The following is a 20252-nucleotide window of genomic DNA, read 5'->3' as shown; positions in this document are numbered from 1 at the left end:
GGCGGGGCACCAGCGGGTGCCGCGGTGGGCGGATAGCCGTATCCGCCCGGGCGGCCCGCGGCGGGGCTTGCGGGTGCGCCCGAGGGGGCCTGCTGGTCGGTGGAGGAGGCGAGCGTACGGCTGCGCACCCGGTACAGACCGGTGTCGAGGTCGTCGGCCTTCTCCAGATGGACCTTGATGGCGCCCATGAAGGCGTAGCGCTGCTGCTTGGCGTAGTCGCGCACCATGCCGGCGAGCTCATCGCCGAGCTGCCCGGAGTAGGGGCTGAGGCGCTCGAAGTCGGGCGTGCTCAGCTCCACGATGAAGTCGTTGGGGACGACCGTGCGGTCGCGGTTCCAGATGGTCGCGTTGTTGTCGCACTCACGTTGGAGTGCTCCCGCGATCTCCACGGGCTGGACCTCGGACTTGAACACCTTGGCGAAGGTGCCGTTGACCAGACCTTCGAGACGTTGCTCGAACTTCTTCAGGACTCCCATGGGGCACCTCCTCCGTCGTCACCGCTCTGCGTACCGTGTCGGTACTGCTTACTGATCGTATCCACGCGCCGGGAATTCGGCTGGTTCCCCCCGTCGGCCGGGTCGACCGGTGTCACCCGGCATCGACGCCCGCTGAGGTCCCTTCCCGGATTCCCGCCGGAGCTCCTCTTCGAACTACCCCGTCCGAACTCTGCCAAGGATCGTAGAGGCGGTGTGAGACCAGTGTCCCGCACCGGACCGTGCACCCCGTCCCTCTCCAGTGGAGATGGCCGGGACCGGTACGAGGTTGATACGTGAACCAGCACGCGTTGATACGTGACCGGAGGAGCCGTGTGTTCGGTCCGTGCTGGTCGGCCGGTCACACCGCCGTGGGGCGGGGCCGACTGCGGATAAGGGATGTGAAGCCGCCCTCTCCAGCGTGCTAATCTTCTCGATGTCGGAAGGCGCCAGCACCGCAAGGGACGGGGCCCAAGACACACCTAATGCGCGGGTGGCGGAATAGGCAGACGCGCTGGATTCAGGTTCCAGTGCCCGCAAGGGCGTGGGGGTTCAACTCCCCCCTCGCGCACAGCGAAGCGGTCCCATCGTGATCACGATGGGACCGCTTCTTTTTTGTTCGCTCATGGACTGCCCGGAGGGCTGAACGTGCCGCCGGTGGGGCTCTGAAGTGTGAGGAGTCTCTCAGGGTGTTCAGTAAGGGCTTTCGGCTTGCGGTGGCGTGGGAGGGCGTGGGGGCGTGCCGAGTCCCGCGCGCGCGGGCGTGGGTGGTGCCGGAGTCAGCGTCACGTGAATCGTTGTAGATGGGGATACAGGCGATGTTTCACGTGAAACGGTGCTGAGGGAGTGCGTGTGGCCGCTGTGCCTGGCCCTTGGTCGCGGGAAACCCGTCAGTACCGTTGACGCCCGCCTGCCTCCTACCTATCTTCTGGTCGGCAATTCGCACAATGTTCGTCATTTCGAACAAGCTTATCGCTTTGTCTGACCCCCCACCCCTGCCAGAGACGAGGCGCACATGGCACCGCCCCTCTCCAGACGCTTTCTCCTCCAGTCCGCGTTGCTCGCCGCGGCCGTACCCGGAGTCTCCTTCGCGGCGGGCGGCGGGCGAGCGTTCGCCGCCACTGTTCCGACGCCTTCCACCTGGTCGGTGCGACCCTTCGAGTTGAAGGACGTGGCGCTCGGCCAGGGCCTGTTCGCCGACAAACGTCAGTTGATGCTCGACCACGGCCGTGGCTACGACGTCGACCGGCTGTTGCAGGTCTTCCGTGCCAACGCGGGCCTTTCCACCAAGGGCGCGGTCGCTCCCGGCGGCTGGGAGGGGCTCGACGGCGAGGCCAACGGCAACCTCCGCGGCCACTACACCGGGCACTTCCTGACGATGCTCGCCCAGGCCTATGCCGGCACCAGGGACACGGCGTACTCCGACAGGATCCGCTACATGATCGGCGCCCTGACCGAGGTGCGCGCGGCGCTGCGCACCGACCCTCGTATGCTCGCCGTCACGGGGAAGTTCGGCACCGCCCAGGAGAACGTCCGAGGCTCCTACCAGTACGTCGACCTGCCGAACAGCGTGCTCGGCGGTGCCTCGGCGATCACCCTGTCGGCCTGGGTGAAGCCCACGCACAACGCCAACTGGACGCGGATCTTCGACTTCGGCGACAACACCACCCGCTACATGTATCTGGCGGCGCGCAACGCGAGCGGCTTCCCCCGCTTCGCCGTCACCACCAACGGGCCCGGCGGGGAGCAGGGCCTCAACGGCACCGCCGCCCTCCCGCTCAACCAGTGGAGTCATCTCGCGGTGACGATCGGCGGCGGCACCGGCACGCTCTACGTCAACGGCACCGCCGTGGCGCGGAACGCGTCGATGTCCCTCACCCCGGCGGCCCTCGGCACCCTGGCGAACAACTGGCTGGGTCGGTCCAACTTCGCAACCGACCCGGTCTTCGCGGGCGCGTTCGACGAGTTCAACGTCTGGTCACGGGCGCTGACGGCCGCCGAGATCACCTCGCTCCAGGGCAATCGCGCGCCGGCTTCGTCGGCGGGCCGGGGCAACCTGGCCTCGTACGACTTCGTCGAGACCAGTGGCGGCACCTTCGCGGACGGCTCAGGGCGGGGACTGACCGCCACCCTGCGCCGTACCTGGGGCGCACCCAGCCACGCCGGGTTCCTGGCGGCGTACCCGGAGACGCAGTTCATCGAGCTGGAGTCGATGACCAGCGGCGACTACACGCGCGTGTGGGCGCCGTACTACACCGCGCACAAGATCCTGCGCGGTCTGCTGGACGCCTACCTCCATGTCGACGACGCGCGGGCGCTCGACCTGGCTTCGGGCCTGTGCGACTGGATGTACTCCAGGCTGTCGAAGCTGCCGGACGCCACCCTGCAGCGGATGTGGGGCATCTTCTCCAGCGGTGAGTACGGGGGCCTGGTCGAGGCGATAGTCGACCTGTACGCGATCACCGGCAAGGCCGACCATCTCGCTCTGGCCAAGCTGTTCGACCTGGACAAGCTCATCGACGCCTGTGCCGCGAACACGGACACGCTCGACGGGCTGCACGCCAATCAGCACATCCCGATCTTCACCGGGCTCACCCGGCTGTACGACGTCACGGGCGAGGCGCGGTATCTGACCGCCGCGAAGAACTTCTGGGGCATGGTGATCCCGCAGCGCATGTACGGGATCGGTGGCACCAGCACGGCCGAGTTCTGGAAGGCGCGCGGGGTCGTCGCGGGGACGATCAGCGACACCAACGCCGAGACCTGCTGCGCCTACAACCTGCTCAAGCTGAGCCGGAGCCTGTTCTTCCACGAGCAGGACCCGAAGTACATGGACTACTACGAGCGGGCCCTGCTCAACCAGGTCCTCGGCTCCAAGCAGGACAAGGCCGACGCGGAGAAGCCGCTGGTCACGTACTTCATCGGGCTGAAGCCCGGTCATGTCCGCGACTACACCCCCAAGCAGGGCACCACCTGCTGCGAGGGCACGGGCATGGAGAGCGCCACCAAGTACCAGGATTCCGTGTTCTTCACCAAGGCCGACGGCAGCGCGCTGTACGTCAACCTGTACAGCGCCGCCACGCTGAACTGGTCCGCGAAGGGCGTGACGGTCGCCCAGAGCACCGACTACCCCAGGGAGCAGGGCTCCACGATCACCGTCGGGGGCGGCAGCGGGGCCTTCGAGATGCGACTGCGGGTGCCGTCATGGGCGGGGTCCGGCTTCCGGGTGACCGTCAACGGCAGCGCGGTGAGCGGCACTGCGGCCGCGGGGAGCTACTTCACGATCCCGTCCCGCACCTGGAGTGGCGGGGATGTCGTACGCGTGACGATCCCGTTCCGGCTGCGGGTGGAGAAGGCCCTCGACGATCCGTCGCTCCAGACGCTGTTCTACGGGCCGGTCAACCTGGTGGGCAGGAACAGCGGCACGAGTTACCTGTCGGTCGGGCTCTACCGGAACGCCGGGCTCTCCGGTGACCTGTTGCCCTCCCTCACCCCGGTGAGCGGAAAGCCGCTGCACCACACGCTGGGCGGCATCGAGTTCGCTCCCTTCTACGAGGGGAGCGAGGATCCCACCCACGCCTACGTCAAACGCGCCGAACCGAAGGTCGTCCTCGGCGGCACCGACTCGGGAGTCGCCAATCCGGCGAAGTCCGACGGCACGACCCTGCTGGACGAGATCTGGGCCGGGGCGCCGTTCGCCGACAAGGGCGCGCTGGTGGCGCGTGTGCAGTCGACCGTCAACTCCTGGGTCTCTGCCGGGCTGCTGAGCCAGGCCGACGGACAGAAGGTGGTGACCACCGCGCAGAACGCGACATACGCGGCCTGACCGGCACGGGGCGGCCGCTCCCACGGCGGGGCGGCCGCCCTTTGCGTTCCCCGGAGGACCTGTGCGGCGAGGCGCTCGGCCAGGCTCCTGGCCATGACGGCCGCGTCGTCGAAAGCCTTGGCACGGGGGCCCCGAGAACGGGATCAGTTCGCTCATCGCGGGGTTGTGCGGGGGGGCATCGTGAGTTCCGGGACGATGAAGTCGATCTCCAGGCCGAGGGTTTTCCAGTCCCCGCTCAAGGCCGTGCGGCCGATGAGGGCCACGTTGTCCTGCCACGCCTTGAGGTCGACGGGATCGAGGAGTCGTGCATCGGGCGCCGATCAGGATCGCGTCAGCCCGCTCCAGCTCCAGCTCCACGACGAGTTTCTCCCGCTCGGCGAAGGCCGAGGCCTGCACCGGGGTGTGCGCGGGCTCCGGGGTGTGCGTGGCCGGATCGGAGAGGCCGGCGGTGGACGGGTTCGATCGTGGCCGCTGATGCCGCGTCCCGCGCACTTCGTCGACCTGCGCAGGGCCATCGCCGACATCAGCGAGTGCATGGGCCGGCTCGGCAGCCAGCGGCCGGGTTTTCCACAGGCGGGGACCAGTGGGGTGCTGAGTTGTCCACAGGGTCTGACGCGTTTCGGCCACCGGCTGTACCGTCGTCACGAGTTGATGTTCGTGCGAGGACGGGTGCGGGGGAGGCGGTCGCTGTGACCGAGGTCAGTACGACGGCAGGGCCGGTGGCCGAGGCGGAGTTCGGGGGGACCGGGGCGAAGGCGGCGTCGCCGGCGGCCGGTGCGCGCGTGCCGGGGGTGCCGGGGTTCGCCCGGTGGCCCTCGGAGGGGTCGCCCAAGGACGAGGGCAAGGCGCTGCGCACGCGGGTGCCCCGCAGCGCGCACGCGGATGTGACCTTCACCGCCGGCCGGCCGGACGCGGTGTCGGCAGTGGAGGAGTCCAACCACGGCCGGATCGCCGGCCTCACCCCGATACGGGTCGGCAGGATGGCGGCCACCCCCTTCGCGTTCCTGCGCGGTTCGGCAGGCCTGATGGCCTACGACCTCGCCCGTACGCCCATGACCGGCATCGGCACCCAGATCTGCGGCGACGCGCACGCTGCCAACTTCGGCCTGTACGGAGACGCGCGAGGCGAGCTCGTCATCGACCTCAACGACTTCGACGAGACCGTGCACGGTCCCTGGGAGTGGGACCTCAAGCGCCTCGCCGCCTCCCTGGTGCTCGCCGGTCGCGAGGCGGGCGCCGACGAGGACATCTGCCGCAAGGCGGCCTACGACGCGACGGGTGCGTATCGGCGCACGATGCGGCTCCTCGCCAAGCTCTCGGCGCTCGACGCGTGGAACGCCATCGCGGACGAGGAACTGGTCTCCTACACCGACGCCCACGACCTGCTGGGCACGCTGGAACGGGTCTCGGAGAAGGCGCGCGCCAACACGAGCGGCCGTTTCGCGGCCAAGGCGACCCGGCCGGTGGAGGGTGGCGGCCGCCACTTCGTGGACGCCCTGCCGGTGCTGCGTCGAGTGGACGACGAGGAGGCCGCCGCCGTGGCCACCTCTCTGTCGCAGTACCTGACCACACTCTCGGAGGACCGCCATCCGTTGCTCGCCCGGTACGCCGTGCACGATGTGGCGTTCCGGGTGGTCGGCACCGGCAGCGTGGGCACCCGCTCGTACGTCGTCCTGCTGCTGGACCACCGCGGGGAACCGCTCGTCCTCCAGGTGAAGGAGGCCCGTCCTTCGGCGCTCGAGCCGCACCTCGCGACCGCCGGCTTCGAGGTGCCGGAGGTGGAACACGAGGGGCGCCGGGTGGTCCTCGGCCAGAAGCGTATGCAGGTCGTCAGCGACATCCTGCTGGGCTGGACCACGGTCGACGGACTCCCCTTCCAGGTACGCCAGTTCCGCAACCGCAAGGGCAGCGTCGACCCCGCGGCCCTGGCCGCCGACCAGATCGACGACTACGGCCGTATGACCGGCGCCCTCCTCGCCCGAGCCCACGCCCACAGCGCCGACCCCCGCTTGATCGCCGGCTACTGCGGCAAGAACGACGAACTCGACGAGGCGACGGCCACGTTCGCCGTGACCTACGCGGACCGCACGGAAGCGGACCACGCGGACCTGGTGACAGCTGTGCGGGCGGGACGAATCGCGGCGGAGACGGGGGTCTGAGGGGAGGGCGGACGGGAGCGTCAGGGCGGCTGGAGGGCTTCGGACCGGCTGGGGCGCCCGGACCGGGGACGTGTTGTGAGCGCGCGGAGGGTTCGGATACGTCCGCCGGGCGGCAGGGGGGGGTCCGGGTGAGCCGACTGCGCCGGCCGGGCAGCCGGTGAGGCGCGGGCGATATCACTTCGCCCCCGGGTCTCCGGCGGCTTTCGGTGGGGCTCGGAGCCGTGGCCTAGGCTGGGTCGGGTGACGACCCCGGAAGCCGAGCAGACACCGTCCGAGCGCCCCACCGAGCCCGTGGAGCCCGATGAGGGCGCGGAGCCTGTCGAAGGCGCGACAGTCGCCGAGGGCGCGGCGTCTGCCGGGGGTGAGGCCTCCGCCGACGGTGAGGCCTCCGCCGAGGGGCCGTCGTCCGCGGAAGGGGCCAGCTCTGCCGAGGGCGCTAGCTCGGGGCGGCCCGAGGAGCGGCTGGAGCGGGCCGTGCGGGCGGCCGAGCAGGCTCTGATCGAGTACGAGATCGCCGTCGAGACCTTCCGGGTCGAGGTGGAGAACTTTTCCCGGTTGCACCACCAGAAGCTCGGCCCCGTGTACGCGCGGCTCGACGAGCTGGACGCCCAGATCGCCGAGGCGAAGGCCGCGCGCACCGGTGACCCCGAGGATGTGCGCAAGGCTCAGGAGGCGCGGGCCCGGGTCATGCCCATGCCGGGCGTGGAGGAGCTCTTCCACGGCTGGATGGACTCCGAGGGCCTGTTCCCCGAGGCCGCGGCGATGCTCACCGACCAGCCCGTACGTTCCCCGGAGCGGGTGCGCCCGAGCGACGAGGCCCGCAGGCTCTACCGCGAACTGGTTCGCAAGGCCCACCCCGATCTGGCGCAGGACGACAAGGAGCGGGAGCGGCGGGGCGAGTTCATAGCCCGGGTGAACGCCGCGTACGGCCGTGGTGACGAGGTGCTGCTGCGGGAGCTGGCCGAGGAGTGGGCGGCCGGGCCCGTTCCGGAGGAGCGCAGGCCGAGCCGCGCCGAGGAGCTGTACGCCCGGCTCGAATGGCTCGCCCAGCGCAAGGAGCTGCTGGCCCTCGTCGCCCGGGAGCTGGAGGAGGGTGCCATCGGCTCGATGCTCCGCCTGGCCCCGGACGACCCCGACCGCCTCCTCGAGGAGATCGCCGACCAGCTGCTGGCGGAGGTCGAACAGCGGGAAGCGGAGCTCGCGGGGCTGCTCGGCCAGGACGAGTAGCCCGGCCGACATGCTGCTCTGCGCGCCCTGCCCGGCCGGAACGGTTGAGGGCTCGGGTCGGCGGCCGTCCGGTCGGGTAGCGTCGTAGGCATGCATCTCGGAGCTGGTGTGCCCACGGTTGAGGTCGGAGACCTCAAGGACGACGACTTTCTGCTGGATGTCCGGGAGGACGACGAGTGGCAGGCGGGTCATGCCGAAGGGGCACTGCACATCCCCATCAGTGAGTTCGTGGCGCGCTACGCAGAGGTGACCGAGGCGGCTCCGCAGGACGGCAGGATTCATGTGATCTGCCGCTCGGGCGGTCGTTCGGCGCAGGTCACGATGTATCTCGTCCAGCGGGGCATCGACGCAGTGAACGTCGACGGCGGCATGCAGGTATGGGCAGCCGCCGGCCGACCGGTGGTGGACGACAAGGGCGGGTCGGGCTTCGTTCTCTAGGGAACTTCGTCTCCAGGGAACATCGTCTCCAGGGATCACGCGCCGGACCGCAGATGGGCGAGGCGCAGGCGGTTGGGGGCGCGCGGGCAGGACGTGCGCGCCCCGAGGCGTGGGGTGTGCGCGGCGCTCAGCCCAGTGGGTGTGCCGCCAGCAGGTCGCCCAGAGCCTCCTCGTGGGCCGCAGCGGGGCCGAGTGACAGTTCGAGGTGCTTGGCCCAGGCGTGATAGCGGTGCAGGGGGTATTCGACGTCGGCGCCGAAGCCCCCGTGCAGATGCTGAGCGGTCTGCACGACCCGCCGTACGCCCTCCGAGGCCCAGATCTTGGCCACGGCGACATCCCCGGCGGCGGGCAGCGCACCCCCCGCTCCGGAGCTGATACGCCACGCGGCCTGCCACAGCGTCGCCTCCATCGCGCGAAGGTCGATGAAGCGGTCGGCGGCCTGTACGGCGACGGCCTGGAACGAGGCGATCGGGAAACCGAACTGTTCCCGTTTGCCGGCGTATTCGCTGGTCATGTCGAGCACACCCTCACCCAGGCCGAGCGCCAGCGCGCATGTCCCGGTGGCCAGCAGTTCCCGCAGCCGCTCCCACGCCCCCTCGGCGTCGATGAAGTCCCGCCCGGCGATCCGTGCCGACTCCAGCCGCAGCTCCGCGAGCCGTTCGCCGCTGGTGGAGATCTGCTCGGCGAGCGTCACCCCCTCGTGGACGCGGGGAACGAGGGCGAGCACGGTGCGGCCGTCGGCGCCGAGCGCCGAGTCCGGCTCGGCTCCGTCACCGGGCAGGCGGGGGGTGACCGACTCCGGTGAGACCGTCGCGGGGACGACGACGAAGTCCGCGTTGTGCGCCCATGGCACCGCCGTCTGTACGCCGTCCAGGACCCAGGTGCCGTCGGAGTCCCGCCGTGCGGTCACGGCGAGTTCGGCCGGGTCGTGTCCGGTGCGGCCGTGGGCGGCGACGGTCAGGACGACCTCGCCCCGGCCGACGCGGGCGAGCAGGTCCGCCTTCAGCTGCTCGCTCCCGTGCGCCTGTATGGCCACGGCGGCCGCGCTGCTCTCCAGCAGCGGCCCCCTGGCCAGCACCTTCGCCGACTCGCGCAGTACCAGGCACAGGGCGATCGGATCGAGGCCCGAGCCGCCGTACCGGGGGTCCAGCAACAGGCTGAGCAGGTCCGCGTCGGCGAGCCTCGCCCACAGGACCCGGTCGAAGTCGTCGGCCACGGCGCCCGCCACGAGCGCCGGGCTCGGTACCCCGTCCGGCGCGACCCCGGCGAACACCGCCCGCGCCGCTTCGGCCGCCGCCTGCTGCTCCTCGGTGAAGGTGAAGTCCACGGTTCCGCCCCTTCGGTGTCGCCGATGACAGGGCGTCAAGATAGAACAGGTTCTAGAAGAGGGGAATGGTGCGGGGCGGGGCGGTGGGCGCGCGCCGGGCGCGGCAGGCGGCTGAGCGGCCGTGGCGGCTCTCGGGAGAGAGGCGGACCACACCGCGCCGTAAGGTGTCCCCCGCTGTGGATAACCTCGTGGGTGCCGTGTGAGCGGTGTGACGATGTGACTGCTGTGGCCATCGGGGCTGTGCCGGAGGGACGCGGCTGAGTAAGTTCCGGTGGGGAAGCGGACCGGGTAGTGGGAATCGGGGAGCGGGGCGGAATGGACGCGAACGACGAGGTCTCGAACGCCCGGCGAGGGTCGGACGAGCCCGAGGGCTCCGACTCCGCGAGCGAGGCCAACCCGCAGGCCCAGCCGTCCCCGCAGATCCCGGACCCGGCCTCGACCTCAGCTCCGCCCCTGGTGCCGGCCCAGGCTCCCGCGGCCCCGGACCCGCTGCCCTCACCCTCACCGCTGCCCTCACCGTCGCCGTCACAGACGCCGTCACAGGCCTCATCGGAAACGCCACCGGAGTCGCCACCGGAGTCGCCTCCCTCACGACGACCCGAGCAGACGGCAGAGCCGACGCGGCCCGCCTCCGGTATCGCCGCGCTCACCCTGCCGTACCAGATCGCCGTGGCGCTGGTGCTCGCGATCGTGGCGGTGGCGACCTGTGCGCATCTCGGGCTGGTCTTTCTCCATATCGCGCCCTCGAACACGCTGACGAAGCAGCACGGTCGGGCGGTGGACGAGTGGGTGTACCCGGAGTTCGAGCAGAACTGGAAGCTGTTCGCACCGAACCCGTTGCAGCAGAACATCGCGGTGCAGGCGCGCGCCGAGGTCCGTACCGCGGACGGTGAGAGGCGCGAGACCGGCTGGTACGACCTGTCCGCGCTGGACGGCGCCGCGATCGACAGGAACTTGGTGCCGAGTCACACCCAGCAGAACGAGCTGCGCCGGGCCTGGGACTTCTATGTCGCCACGCATGACGGCGAGGACCGCGCCACCACCTCGCGCGGCGACCTCTCCGAGCGCTATGTGCGCCGCATCGTGGTGATGCGCCTCGACCGCGAGGAGGCCGACGGCCCCGGCGGTGTGATCGAGCGGATCCAGCTCCGGTCCCGTACGACCAATGTGCCGTCGCCCGAGTGGAGCGAGGAAAAGGTGTCCGACAAGCCCGTCGTCCGTGAGCTGCCCTGGTGGTCGGTGACCGACAACGACCGGACGGACGCGGCCGCCAACGCGGGCGGCGCCGGCCGGGCCGTCACCGGTCGGACGGAGGCGAGCGCCGAATGAGCTCCACGAGCCTGCCCGACCCGGTCCGGCCGGTGAGCCCGACAGGGCGCCTCACCGCCGCGATAGGCAACGGGATCACGCGCGTCACGGATCGCGCGCTGGGCCCGTATCAGAGCGCGATCGTCCGTATCGGCTTCTCCGCGACCTGGCTGCTGTTCCTGCTGCGCGAGTTCCCGCACCGACGCGAGTTGTACGGTCCCGAGGGGCCCTGGAGCTGGGAGCTGGCCCAGCAGCTGATCGCGACCAACGACGCCTTCACGGTGCTGATGTGGTCCGACAGCATGGTGTGGTTCGAGATCGTCTACGCCGTCGCCGTCCTCGCCGCCTTCCTTCTGCTGCTCGGCTGGCGCACCCGCGCCGTGAGCGTGCTCTTCATGGTGGGCGTGCTCTCGCTGCAGAACCGCAGCGTCTTCATGGGCGACGGCGGCGACAACGTCCTCCACCTCATGGCGATCTATCTCGTCTTCGTCCGCTGCGCCCAGGTCTGGTCGCTGGACGCGCGGCGCGCACGGCGCGGGCGCGAGCGCCTGGAGCGGGACGGCAGGGCACCGGAGGACCGGGTGGGCCCCGCCCTGTGGTGTGTGCTCGGGTTCGCGCTGCTGGTGGCGACGTTCGGTGGTCTGATTCCCGGCGGCGATCTGGTACCGGGTGGCTGGCTGACGTTCTTCTGGGGGCTGTGGGTGGTGCACGCCCTGTGGTGGGCCGCCTGCCGCATCGCGTCGGACACCAAGCCGCGCGCGCTGCTCGACATCGTCGGCAATCTCACGCACAACGCCGCCCTGGTCGTGATCATGGCCGAGGCGTGTCTGATCTACGCGGCGGCCGGCTGGTACAAGATCCAGGGCGCGCGCTGGCAGGACGGCACGGCCGCCTACTACCCGTTCCACCTGGACTACTTCTCGCCCTGGGCCGCGCTCTCCGACCTGCTGTCGTCCAGCGGCACGATGGTGATGCTGGTGACGTACGGGACGGTGATCGTGCAGGTCGCCTTCCCGTTCACGCTCTTCAACCGGCGCGTCAAGAACGTCCTGCTGGCGGTCATGATGACCGAGCACGCCGTGATCGCCGTCGTGCTGGGCCTGCCGTTCTTCTCGCTGGCGATGATCGCCGCCGACGCCGTCTTCCTGCCGACATCCTTCCTGAAGCGCCTGGGCGGCCTGGTGGCACGCGCGCGTGACCGCGTCGTACGTCGCGTGCTGCCCGGGCGCATCCGCACGATCCCGGTTCCGCGTGACCCGAGCCAGCCACCGCTCCCCCAGGAGAAGGAGACGGCCGAGCAGGCCCACGTAGGCTTCACCGCATGAACGATCCGGTGCACGATCCGGTGAGCGGACCGGAGGACGGACCGGCGAACGACCCCCTGCGGGCGTGGCGCCGCCTCGCCGGGACCGCGGTACTCCTCGACGGTTTCCACGCCCTCAAGCACGCGGTGCGCTTCGGCGCCGAGGTGCGGGTGGCCGTCACCGCCGACCGTGCGACGGTGCTCGCCCTTGCCGACGAACTGGCCCCGGACGTCCGGGACCGGCTCGCGCACCTTCTCCAGGATGTGTCGCAGGAGGCCTACCGGGCCCTCGTGCCGCGCCCGCACCCCACCGCCGTCGCCGCCCTGGCCGTACGCCCCTCGCGCGCGTCCCAGCTGGCGGCTCTCGCCCACACCCCGCGCACCGCCCCCGTCGTCGTCCTCGACAACCCGCGCAACCTGGGCAACGCGGGGGCCGTGATCCGGCTGGCCGCCGGTTTCGGCGCGACCGGCGTGGTCACCACGGGCACCCTGGACCCCTGGCACCCCACCGTCGTACGCGGCGGGGCGGGTCTGCACTTCGCGACCGCCGTCGAGCGCCTGGAGGTCGCCGACCTGCCTGCGGGCCCGCTCTTCGCGCTCGACCCCGAGGGCGAGGACATCCGGGGCCTGAAGCTCCCGGACGACGCCGTCCTCGCCTTCGGCTCCGAACGCAGCGGCCTCTCCACCGAACTACGCGCCCGCGCCGACCACCTGCTGTCCCTCCCGATGCGCCCCCAGGTCTCCAGCTACAACCTGGCGACCAGCGTGGCGATGACGCTGTACCACTGGAGCACGGGTTCCTTCTGAAGGGACATGGCGGGAGCGGCCCTTCGGGGGCGCGGGCAACTGCGCGACCAGCCGGCGACGGCCCGCAGAAGTCCGGCCGCCGCCGCGGTCACCCGGCACTCCTAGCGGAGCGCCTCGCGCCGAACCTCGACCACCCGGAACCGATTGGCCACGAACGCTCCGTCGCACAGCGCCGCGTTCGCCGCCGGATTGCCACCGGACCCGTGGAAGTCCGAGAACGCCGCGGTCTGGTTCACGTACACCCCACCCGTGAGGTTCAGCGACAGCTGCGCGCACTCCTCAAGGCAGACCTCCTCGACAGCCTCGGCCACCTCGTCGGACGTCGTGTACGCGCCGACGGTCATCGCGCCCTTCTCGCCGATGGTCCGCCGCAGCAACTCCAGGCCCTCCGCGGCCGAGTCGACGGCGACGGCGAACGACACCGGCCCGAAGCACTCGCTCATGAAGGCGGCCTCGTCCTCGGTCCGGTCCCAGTACTTCCGCGCGCCGTCGAGCTTCACGATCACCGGTGTGCGGACGACCGCGCCGGGGAACTCCGGGTTGCTGATCTCCCTTGAGGCGAGGGCGACTTCGCCGAGTGATGCGGCGGCTTCGAGCCGGGCCTTGACGTCGGGGTTCACGATCGCGCCGAGCAGCGCGTTAGCGCGCGCGTCGTCGCCCAGCAGGCCGCCGACCGACTTGGCGAGGTCGGCGACGACCTCGTCGTAGGACTTGGGGCCCTCGTCGGTGGTGATGCCGTCGCGGGGGATGAGCAGGTTCTGCGGGGTGGTGCACATCTGGCCGCTGTACAGGGACAGGGAGAAGGCCAGGTTGGAGAGCATGCCCTTGTAGTCGTCGGAGGAGTCGACGAGCACCGTGTTGACGCCGGCCTTCTCCGTGTAGACCTCCGCCTGGCGGGCGTTGGCCTCCAGCCAGTCGCCGAAGGACGTCGAGCCGGTGTAGTCGATGATGCGGATCTCGGGGTGGGTGGCCAGGTCCTTGGCGATGCCCTCGCCGGGGCGTTCGGCGGCCAGCGCGACCAGGTTGGGGTCGAAGCCGGTCTCGGCGAGGACCTCGCGGGCGACCTGCACGGTGAGGGCGAGCGGCAGCACCGCGCGCGGGTGGGGCTTCACGAGGACCGCGTTGCCGGTGGCGAGGGAGGCGAACAGGCCCGGGTAGCCGTTCCACGTCGGGAAGGTGTTGCAGCCGATGACGAGGGCGGTGCCGCGCGGCACCGGCTTGAACTTCTTGGTCAGCGTGAGCGGATCGCGCTTGCCCTGGGGCTTGGTCCACTCCGCGTCGTCCGGGGTGCGGACCTGCTCCGCGTACGCGTACGCCACCGCCTCCAGGCCCCGGTCCTGGGCGTGCGGGCCGCCGGCCTGGAAGGCCATCATGAAGGCCTGGCCGCTGGTGTGCATGACGGCGTGGGCGAACTCGTGGGTGCGGTCGCTGATCCGCTTGAGGATCTCCAGACACACCGCCGCGCGCGCCTCAGCGCCCGCGTCGCGCCACGCGCGCCGGCCCGCCTTCATGGCGGGCAGCAGCGTGTCGATGTCCGCGTGCGGGTAGGTGACGCCCAGCTCGATGCCGTACGGGGAGGTCTCGCCGCCCACCCAGTCGTCGGTGCCGGGCTGGCCGAGGTCGAGACGGCTGCCGAGCAGGGCGTCGAAGGCGGCCTTGCCCTCGGCCATGCCCAGGCTGCCGTTCTCGCCGTACGCCTTGGGGTGCTCGGGGTGGGGCGACCAGTACGCGCGTGTGCGGATCGCTTCCAGCGCCTGGTCGAGCGTGGGCCGGTGCTTGGCGATCAGGGCGTGCGCGGACGGTTCGGCGGCCATGCTTGACCAACTCCTCACGTCGGAAGCTCTTCATCGAGCTCTGACCTGGGCAGGAATGAATTTGAGGGGTGGCGCGAAGCGCCTCGTTCACAGTGGTGGTGAGCGACGGGCGAGCGGACAAGGCTAGAGTAACCGAACGATCGGTCGGGACAAGGGGGTCCGCCGCATCTGTGGACAACCCCGTGCGGGAGGATCGCGCACATGACAGGACTCGACCCCGGCAGCCCCGTGGCCGTCGTAGGCACCGGCACCATGGGCCAGGGCATCGCCCAGGTCGCGCTGGTCGCGGGCCACCCCGTACGGCTGTTCGATGTCGCCCCCGGTCGGGCGCGGGAGGCCGCCGAGGCGATCGGCGCCCGGCTCGACCGGCTCGTCGCGAAGGACCGCATGACCGGCGCCGAGCGGGACGCCGCGCGCGCCCGGCTGCACGCCGCCGAGAGCATCGCCGACCTCGTGGACTGCGGCCTCGTCGTCGAGGCGGTCGTGGAGCGGCTGGACGTCAAGCAGGAGCTGTTCCGCGCGCTGGAGGACGTCGTCGGCGAGGACTGCCTGCTCGCCACCAACACCTCCTCCCTGTCCGTCACGGCCATCGGCGGAGCCCTGCGCAACCCGGGCCGTTTCGTGGGCCTGCACTTCTTCAACCCCGCGCCGCTGCTGCCCCTCGTCGAGGTCGTCTCCGGGTTCGCCACCGACGTCACGTCGGCCACGCGCGCGTACGAGACGGCCCGCGCCTGGGGCAAGACGCCGGTCGCCTGCGCCGACACCCCCGGCTTCATCGTCAACCGCATCGCACGGCCGTTCTACGCCGAGGCCTTCGCGGTGTACGAGTCGCAGGCCGCCGAGCCCGTCACCATCGACGCGGTCCTGCGCGAGTGCGGTGGCTTCAGAATGGGCGCCTTCGAGCTGACCGACCTGATCGGGCAGGACGTCAACGAATCCGTCACCCACTCCGTGTGGCAGGCCTTCTTCCAGGACGTGCGCTTCACGCCCTCGCTGGCCCAGCGGCGGCTCGTCGAGTCCGGCCGGCTCGGCCGCAAGACGGGGCAGGGCTGGTACGAGTACGCCGACGACGCCGAGCGCCCCGAGCCGCACACCGCCGACCCGGTTCCGGCACCCGCGTACGTGGTCGTCGAGGGTGATCTGGGCCCCGCCTCCGAGCTGCTCCCGCTGATCCGGGAGGCGGGCATCGTCGTCCGCGAGGACGAGGAGGACCACGGCACCCGGCTCGTCCTGCCGAGCGGCGGCCAGCTGGCCCTCGCCGACGGGCAGACCTCCGTGGAGTTCCGGGACGTCGTCTACTTCGACCTCGCGCTCGACTACCGCAGGGCCACCCGGATCGCGCTGTCCGCCTCCCAGGACACCTCGCCGCAGACCCTCGCCGAGGCCACCGGGCTCTTCCAGGCCCTCGGCAAGGACGTCAGCGTCATCGGGGACGCCCCCGGCATGATCGTCGCCCGTACGGTGGCGCGGATCGTCGACCTCGCGCACGACGCCGTCGCCAAGGGCGTGGCCACCAAGGAGGACATCGACACGGCGATGCGCCTGGGCGTCAACTACCCGCTGGGGCCCTTCGAATGGAGCCGCAGGCTGGGCCGGAACTGGGCGTACGCCCTTCTGGACGACCTGCATCTGCGCGACCCCTCCGGGCGCTACGCGCCCTCGCTGGCGCTCTACCGCCACGCCTACGCCTCCGACAAGCGGGAGGGCACCTCCTCATGACCACCGCCAAGCGCGACACGTACACCCCCGAGACGCTGCTGTCCGTCGCGGTCCGGGTCTTCAACGAACGCGGCTACGACGGCACGTCCATGGAGCACCTCTCCAAGGCGGCCGGTATCTCCAAGTCGTCGATATACCACCATGTCACCGGCAAGGAGGAGTTGCTTCGCCGGGCCGTCAGCCGGGCGCTGGACGGCCTCTTCGGGATTCTCGACGAGGAACCCGCGCGCGTGGGACGTGCGGTGGAGTGCCTGGAGCACGTCGTACGGCGCATGGTCGAGGTGCTGATGAGCGAGCTTCCCTACGTGACCCTGCTGCTGCGCGTGCGCGGCAACACCGACACCGAGCGCTGGGCGCTGGAGCGGCGACGCGACTTCGACCACCGGGTCGCCGAGCTGCTGAAGGCCGCGGCCGCCGAGGGCGACGTACGCCGTGACGTGGAGGTGCGGCTCGCGACCCGGCTCGTCTTCGGGATGATCAACTCGATCGTGGAGTGGTACCGGCCGGACGGGCGTGGCATGGGCGAGCGGGAAGTGTCCGACGCGGTGACCCACCTGGTCTTCGCGGGGCTTCGCGCCCAGGACTGACCAGGACCGCCCGGGACCGACCAGGACCGACCAGGACCGACCAGGACCGACCAGGACCGGATCGATCCTCCGAGGGCTGGGGCGATCGGTTGTCCGCGGGCGCGGACCCGGATCAGCCCTCGGGTTCCACGTCCTCCTCCTCGAACACCAGCAGTGTCCGGGTGCTGAGCACCTCCGGGATGGCCTGGAGCTTGGTGAGGACGACCTCGCGCAGGGCCCTGTTGTCCGAGGTGTGCACCAGGAGCAGGACGTCGTAGTCGCCCCCGACCAGCGCGATGTGGGCGGCGCCGGACAGCTGGCGCAGCTGGTCGCGGACCGTGCGCCATGAGTTCTGCACGATCTTGAGGGTGATGTACGCCGAGGTGCCCTTTCCGGCGCGCTCGTGGTTCACGCGCGCCCCGAAGCCTCGGATCACGCCGTCCTCGATGAGGCGGTTGATACGGGCATAGGCGTTGGCGCGGGAGACGTGGACGCGTTCGGCGACGGACCGTATCGAAGCGCGGCCGTCGGCCTGCAGCATGCGCAGGATGTCCTGATCTATGGCGTCCAGCGGTCGAGGGGGCGGCAGGGCCGGGCCGTGCTCCGGCGGCTCGGCCATTTGTTCAGGTGCCATGTGCCCCTGCCTCCCTGCCATGGACGTACTGCGTTCATTTCAGGCTGTGCAGAACCGTTTGTCCACAGCCTGAGGGCGCCTGTAGCCAAAATGCGTCAACGACCGAACAATCGGTAGGTGAGACGCGTCACAGCCGTGCCGCGTCCCGGAGCCACTCCCACGAGGAGGTGCCGTATGACGGTCATGGAGCAGCGGGGCGCGTACCGCCCGACACCACCGCCCGCCTGGCAGCCCCGCACGGACCCCGCGCCGCTGCTGCCCGACGCGCTGCCGTACCGCGTGCTCGGCACGGACGCGGCGGCCGACGCCGACCCCGCGCTGCTGCGCCGGCTCTACGCCGAGCTGGTGCGCGGCCGTCGCTACAACACGCAGGCCACGGCCCTGACCAAGCAGGGCAGGCTCGCCGTCTACCCCTCCAGCACCGGTCAGGAGGCCTGCGAGGTCGCCGCCGCGCTCGTCCTCGAAGAGCGGGACTGGCTCTTCCCCAGCTACCGCGACACGCTCGCCGCCGTCGCCCGCGGCCTCGACCCCGTGCAGGCGCTCACGCTGCTGCGCGGCGACTGGCACACCGGCTACGACCCGCGCGAGCACCGCGTCGCGCCCCTGTGCACCCCGCTCGCCACCCAGCTCCCGCACGCCGTGGGTCTCGCGCACGCCGCCCGCCTCAAGGGCGACGACGTGGTGGCGCTCGCCCTGGTCGGCGACGGCGGCACCAGCGAGGGCGACTTCCACGAGGCGCTCAACTTCGCCGCCGTCTGGCAGGCCCCGGTCGTCTTCCTCGTCCAGAACAACGGCTTCGCGATCTCCGTCCCGCTCGCCAAGCAGACCGCCGCCCCGTCGCTTGCCCACAAGGCCGTCGGCTACGGGATGCCGGGCCGCCTGGTCGATGGCAACGACGCGGCGGCCGTGCACCAGGTGCTCGCCGAAGCCGTGGCCCACGCGCGGGCGGGCGGCGGTCCCACGCTGGTCGAGGCGGTGACGTACCGCATCGACGCCCACACCAACGCCGACGACGCGACCCGCTACCGGGGCGACGCCGAGGTCGAGACCTGGCGCGCGCACGACCCGATCGCCCTCCTGGAGCACGAGCTGACCGAGCGCGGCCTCCTCGACGAGGAGGGCGTCCGGGCCGCCCGCGACGCCGCCGAGACGATGGCGGCCGACCTGCGCGAGCGCATGAACCAGGACCCGGTGCTCGACCCCATGGACCTCTTCGCCCACGTCTACGCCGAACCCACTCCGCAACTGCGCGAGCAGGAGGCCCTGCTCAGGGCGGAGCTGGCGGCGGAACAAGAAGGGGCGCACCGATGACCACCGTCGCCCTCAAGCCCGCCACCATGGCGCAGGCGCTCAACCGCGCGCTGCGCGACGCCATGACGGCCGACCCCACCGTGCACGTCATGGGCGAGGACGTCGGCGCCCTCGGCGGTGTCTTCCGGGTCACCGACGGGCTCGCGAAGGAGTTCGGCGAGGACCGGGTCACCGACACCCCGCTCGCCGAGGCGGGCATCCTCGGCACGGCCGTCGGCATGGCCATGTACGGGCTCAGGCCGGTCGTGGAGATGCAGTTCGACGCGTTCGCCTACCCTGCGTTCGAGCAGCTCATCAGCCATGTCGCCCGTATGCGCAACCGCACGCGCGGGGCGATGCCGCTGCCGATCACCATCCGCGTCCCGTACGGCGGCGGCATCGGTGGTGTCGAGCACCACAGCGACTCCTCCGAGGCGTACTACATGGCGACTCCGGGGCTCCATGTCGTCACGCCCGCCACCGTCGCCGACGCGTACGGGCTGCTGCGCGCCGCCATCGCCTCCGACGACCCGGTCGTCTTCCTGGAGCCCAAGCGCCTGTACTGGTCGAAGGACTCCTGGAACCCCGAGGAACCGCAGGCCGTCGAGCCGATCGGCCGCGCGGTCGTGCGCCGCGCGGGCCGCAGCGCCACGCTCCTCACCTACGGCCCGTCCGTGCCCGTCTGCCTGGAGGCCGCCGAGGCGGCGACGGCCGAGGGCTGGGACCTGGAAGTCGTCGACCTGCGCTCCCTGGTGCCCTTCGACGACGAGACGGTCGCCGCGTCCGTACGGCGGACCGGGCGCGCGGTCGTCGTCCATGAGTCCGGCTCCTACGGCGGGCCGGGCGGCGAGATCGCGGCCCGCGTCACCGAGCGCTGTTTCCACCACCTGGAGGCGCCGGTGCTGCGCGTCGCCGGGTTCGACATCCCGTATCCGCCGCCGATGCTGGAGCGGCACCATCTCCCCGGCGTCGACCGGATCCTGGACGCCGTGGGGCGCCTGCAGTGGGAGGCGGACAACTGATGGCCCAGGTGCTGGAGTTCAAGCTGCCCGACCTCGGTGAGGGGCTGACCGAGGCCGAGATCGTCCGCTGGCTGGTCCAGGTCGGGGACGTCGTCGCGATCGACCAGCCGGTCGTCGAGGTCGAGACGGCCAAGGCCATGGTCGAGGTCCCCTGCCCCTACGGCGGTGTCGTCACCGCACGCTTCGGCGAGGAGGGCACGGAACTGCCCGTCGGGGCACCGCTGCTGACGGTGGCCGTGGGGGCGCCCGCCTCCGGGGTCACCGCCGACGAGGGCTCCGGCAACGTGCTGGTCGGATACGGCACCGGGGCGCCGCCGGCGCGACGCAGGCGGGTGCGGC

At 71.0% G+C, this 20252-nt stretch carries 17 protein-coding genes and 1 tRNA gene; 14 read left to right on the top strand and 4 right to left on the bottom strand.

Going from position 1 to position 20252, the window contains the following annotated elements; all coding sequences use genetic code 11:
• Positions 1 to 476 (bottom strand): DUF3662 domain-containing protein (locus tag AWZ10_RS13000; RefSeq protein ID WP_159058263.1); only part of this gene is annotated, 476 nt, incomplete at its 3' end.
• A gap of 484 nt (positions 477 to 960) precedes the next feature.
• On the opposite strand from AWZ10_RS13000, the gene AWZ10_RS12995 reads away from it, so the two are divergent.
• From AWZ10_RS12995 to AWZ10_RS12970, 6 genes are all read left to right on the top strand, one after another.
• Positions 961 to 1044, top strand: a tRNA-Leu gene (locus tag AWZ10_RS12995).
• Positions 1045 to 1488: 444 nt separating this feature from the next.
• Entirely contained in the window at positions 1489 to 4299 is a 2811-nt protein-coding gene (locus AWZ10_RS12990) for a beta-L-arabinofuranosidase domain-containing protein (protein WP_060891133.1), read from the top strand.
• 474 nt (positions 4300 to 4773) lie between these two features.
• A complete protein-coding gene (locus AWZ10_RS51480; RefSeq protein ID WP_119581975.1) occupies positions 4774 to 4992 on the top strand; it encodes a hypothetical protein in 219 nt (72 codons plus the stop codon).
• Positions 4989 to 6458, top strand: coding sequence for a DUF2252 domain-containing protein (locus AWZ10_RS12980; protein WP_060891131.1), 1470 nt, complete (start codon positions 4989 to 4991; stop codon positions 6456 to 6458). The genes AWZ10_RS51480 and AWZ10_RS12980 overlap by 4 nt, the downstream gene beginning before the upstream one ends.
• Before the next feature lie 240 nt (positions 6459 to 6698).
• Entirely contained in the window at positions 6699 to 7685 is a 987-nt protein-coding gene (locus tag AWZ10_RS12975; RefSeq protein WP_060891130.1) for a J domain-containing protein, read from the top strand.
• Positions 7686 to 7793: 108 nt separating this feature from the next.
• The gene (locus AWZ10_RS12970; protein ID WP_046703125.1) at positions 7794 to 8123 is read left to right on the top strand and encodes a rhodanese-like domain-containing protein; all 330 of its coding nucleotides are present in this window, start codon (positions 7794 to 7796) and stop codon (positions 8121 to 8123) included.
• A 127-nt stretch (positions 8124 to 8250) separates the two neighbouring features.
• On the opposite strand, the gene AWZ10_RS12965 is transcribed toward AWZ10_RS12970, so the two are convergent.
• Positions 8251 to 9450 carry an acyl-CoA dehydrogenase family protein gene (locus tag AWZ10_RS12965; RefSeq protein ID WP_046703124.1) on the bottom strand — a complete coding sequence of 400 codons (1200 nt, stop codon included), beginning with the start codon at positions 9448 to 9450 and terminating at the stop codon, positions 8251 to 8253.
• 315 nt (positions 9451 to 9765) lie between these two features.
• On the opposite strand from AWZ10_RS12965, the gene AWZ10_RS12960 reads away from it, so the two are divergent.
• The 3 genes from AWZ10_RS12960 to AWZ10_RS12950 are packed head-to-tail and all read left to right on the top strand — an operon-like array spanning position 9766 to position 12868.
• Positions 9766 to 10779, top strand: a complete 1014-nt coding sequence (locus AWZ10_RS12960) for a DUF5819 family protein (protein ID WP_060891129.1) — start codon at positions 9766 to 9768, stop codon at positions 10777 to 10779.
• Positions 10776 to 12083 (top strand): HTTM domain-containing protein, encoded by a 1308-nt coding sequence (locus AWZ10_RS12955; RefSeq protein ID WP_060891128.1) that lies wholly within the window; start codon positions 10776 to 10778, stop codon positions 12081 to 12083. Before AWZ10_RS12960 ends, AWZ10_RS12955 begins: the two co-directional genes overlap by 4 nt.
• A complete protein-coding gene (locus AWZ10_RS12950; RefSeq protein WP_060891127.1) occupies positions 12080 to 12868 on the top strand; it encodes a TrmH family RNA methyltransferase in 789 nt (262 codons plus the stop codon). The genes AWZ10_RS12955 and AWZ10_RS12950 overlap by 4 nt, the downstream gene beginning before the upstream one ends.
• A 101-nt stretch (positions 12869 to 12969) precedes the next feature.
• Here AWZ10_RS12950 and paaN read toward each other — a convergent pair whose 3' ends face one another.
• On the bottom strand, positions 12970 to 14682 hold the full coding sequence (gene paaN / locus AWZ10_RS12945; RefSeq protein ID WP_060891126.1) for a phenylacetic acid degradation protein PaaN: 1713 nt from the start codon (positions 14680 to 14682) through the stop codon (positions 12970 to 12972).
• A gap of 201 nt (positions 14683 to 14883) precedes the next feature.
• Between paaN and AWZ10_RS12940 the strand changes: the two genes are divergently transcribed.
• Both AWZ10_RS12940 and AWZ10_RS12935 read left to right on the top strand, forming a co-directional pair.
• Entirely contained in the window at positions 14884 to 16401 is a 1518-nt protein-coding gene (locus AWZ10_RS12940) for a 3-hydroxyacyl-CoA dehydrogenase (RefSeq protein ID WP_046703119.1), read from the top strand.
• Complete coding sequence (locus AWZ10_RS12935; protein WP_037689750.1) at positions 16398 to 16988, top strand: TetR/AcrR family transcriptional regulator; 591 nt, start codon at positions 16398 to 16400, stop codon at positions 16986 to 16988. Before AWZ10_RS12940 ends, AWZ10_RS12935 begins: the two co-directional genes overlap by 4 nt.
• 112 nt (positions 16989 to 17100) lie before the next feature.
• Here AWZ10_RS12935 and AWZ10_RS12930 read toward each other — a convergent pair whose 3' ends face one another.
• A complete protein-coding gene (locus tag AWZ10_RS12930) occupies positions 17101 to 17586 on the bottom strand; it encodes an Lrp/AsnC family transcriptional regulator (protein WP_013002201.1) in 486 nt (161 codons plus the stop codon).
• A gap of 189 nt (positions 17587 to 17775) precedes the next feature.
• On the opposite strand from AWZ10_RS12930, the gene pdhA reads away from it, so the two are divergent.
• The 3 genes from pdhA to AWZ10_RS12915 form a co-directional block, all read left to right on the top strand.
• On the top strand, positions 17776 to 18912 hold the full coding sequence (pdhA, locus tag AWZ10_RS12925; protein WP_046703118.1) for a pyruvate dehydrogenase (acetyl-transferring) E1 component subunit alpha: 1137 nt from the start codon (positions 17776 to 17778) through the stop codon (positions 18910 to 18912).
• Positions 18909 to 19913 carry an alpha-ketoacid dehydrogenase subunit beta gene (locus AWZ10_RS12920; protein ID WP_060891125.1) on the top strand — a complete coding sequence of 335 codons (1005 nt, stop codon included), beginning with the start codon at positions 18909 to 18911 and terminating at the stop codon, positions 19911 to 19913. Before pdhA ends, AWZ10_RS12920 begins: the two co-directional genes overlap by 4 nt.
• Positions 19913 to 20252, top strand: a 340-nt coding sequence (locus AWZ10_RS12915; RefSeq protein ID WP_341846087.1) for a biotin/lipoyl-containing protein, incomplete at its 3' end; no start/stop codon positions are given. The genes AWZ10_RS12920 and AWZ10_RS12915, both read left to right, overlap by 1 nt.

Source organism: Streptomyces europaeiscabiei, assembly GCF_001550375.1.
Lineage (GTDB): Bacteria > Actinomycetota > Actinomycetes > Streptomycetales > Streptomycetaceae > Streptomyces > Streptomyces europaeiscabiei.
The sequence above is the reverse complement of the archived record's forward strand: the minus strand, read 5'-3'. Positions and strand labels throughout refer to the sequence as shown.

Bases quoted from the DNA above. Each gene is read 5' to 3' on its own strand.
- AWZ10_RS12990 (WP_060891133.1), top strand. From the start codon at position 1,489: ATGGCACCGCCCCTCTCCAGACGCTTTCTCCTCCAGTCCGCGTTGCTC.
- AWZ10_RS51480 (WP_119581975.1), top strand. From the start codon at position 4,774: ATGCCGCGTCCCGCGCACTTCGTCGACCTGCGCAGGGCCATCGCCGAC.
- AWZ10_RS12960 (WP_060891129.1), top strand. From the start codon at position 9,766: ATGGACGCGAACGACGAGGTCTCGAACGCCCGGCGAGGGTCGGACGAG.
- AWZ10_RS12955 (WP_060891128.1), top strand. From the start codon at position 10,776: ATGAGCTCCACGAGCCTGCCCGACCCGGTCCGGCCGGTGAGCCCGACA.
- AWZ10_RS12950 (WP_060891127.1), top strand. From the start codon at position 12,080: ATGAACGATCCGGTGCACGATCCGGTGAGCGGACCGGAGGACGGACCG.
- paaN (WP_060891126.1), bottom strand. From the start codon at position 14,682: ATGGCCGCCGAACCGTCCGCGCACGCCCTGATCGCCAAGCACCGGCCC.
- AWZ10_RS12940 (WP_046703119.1), top strand. From the start codon at position 14,884: ATGACAGGACTCGACCCCGGCAGCCCCGTGGCCGTCGTAGGCACCGGC.
- AWZ10_RS12935 (WP_037689750.1), top strand. From the start codon at position 16,398: ATGACCACCGCCAAGCGCGACACGTACACCCCCGAGACGCTGCTGTCC.
- AWZ10_RS12930 (WP_013002201.1), bottom strand. From the start codon at position 17,586: ATGGCCGAGCCGCCGGAGCACGGCCCGGCCCTGCCGCCCCCTCGACCG.
- pdhA (WP_046703118.1), top strand. From the start codon at position 17,776: ATGACGGTCATGGAGCAGCGGGGCGCGTACCGCCCGACACCACCGCCC.
- AWZ10_RS12920 (WP_060891125.1), top strand. From the start codon at position 18,909: ATGACCACCGTCGCCCTCAAGCCCGCCACCATGGCGCAGGCGCTCAAC.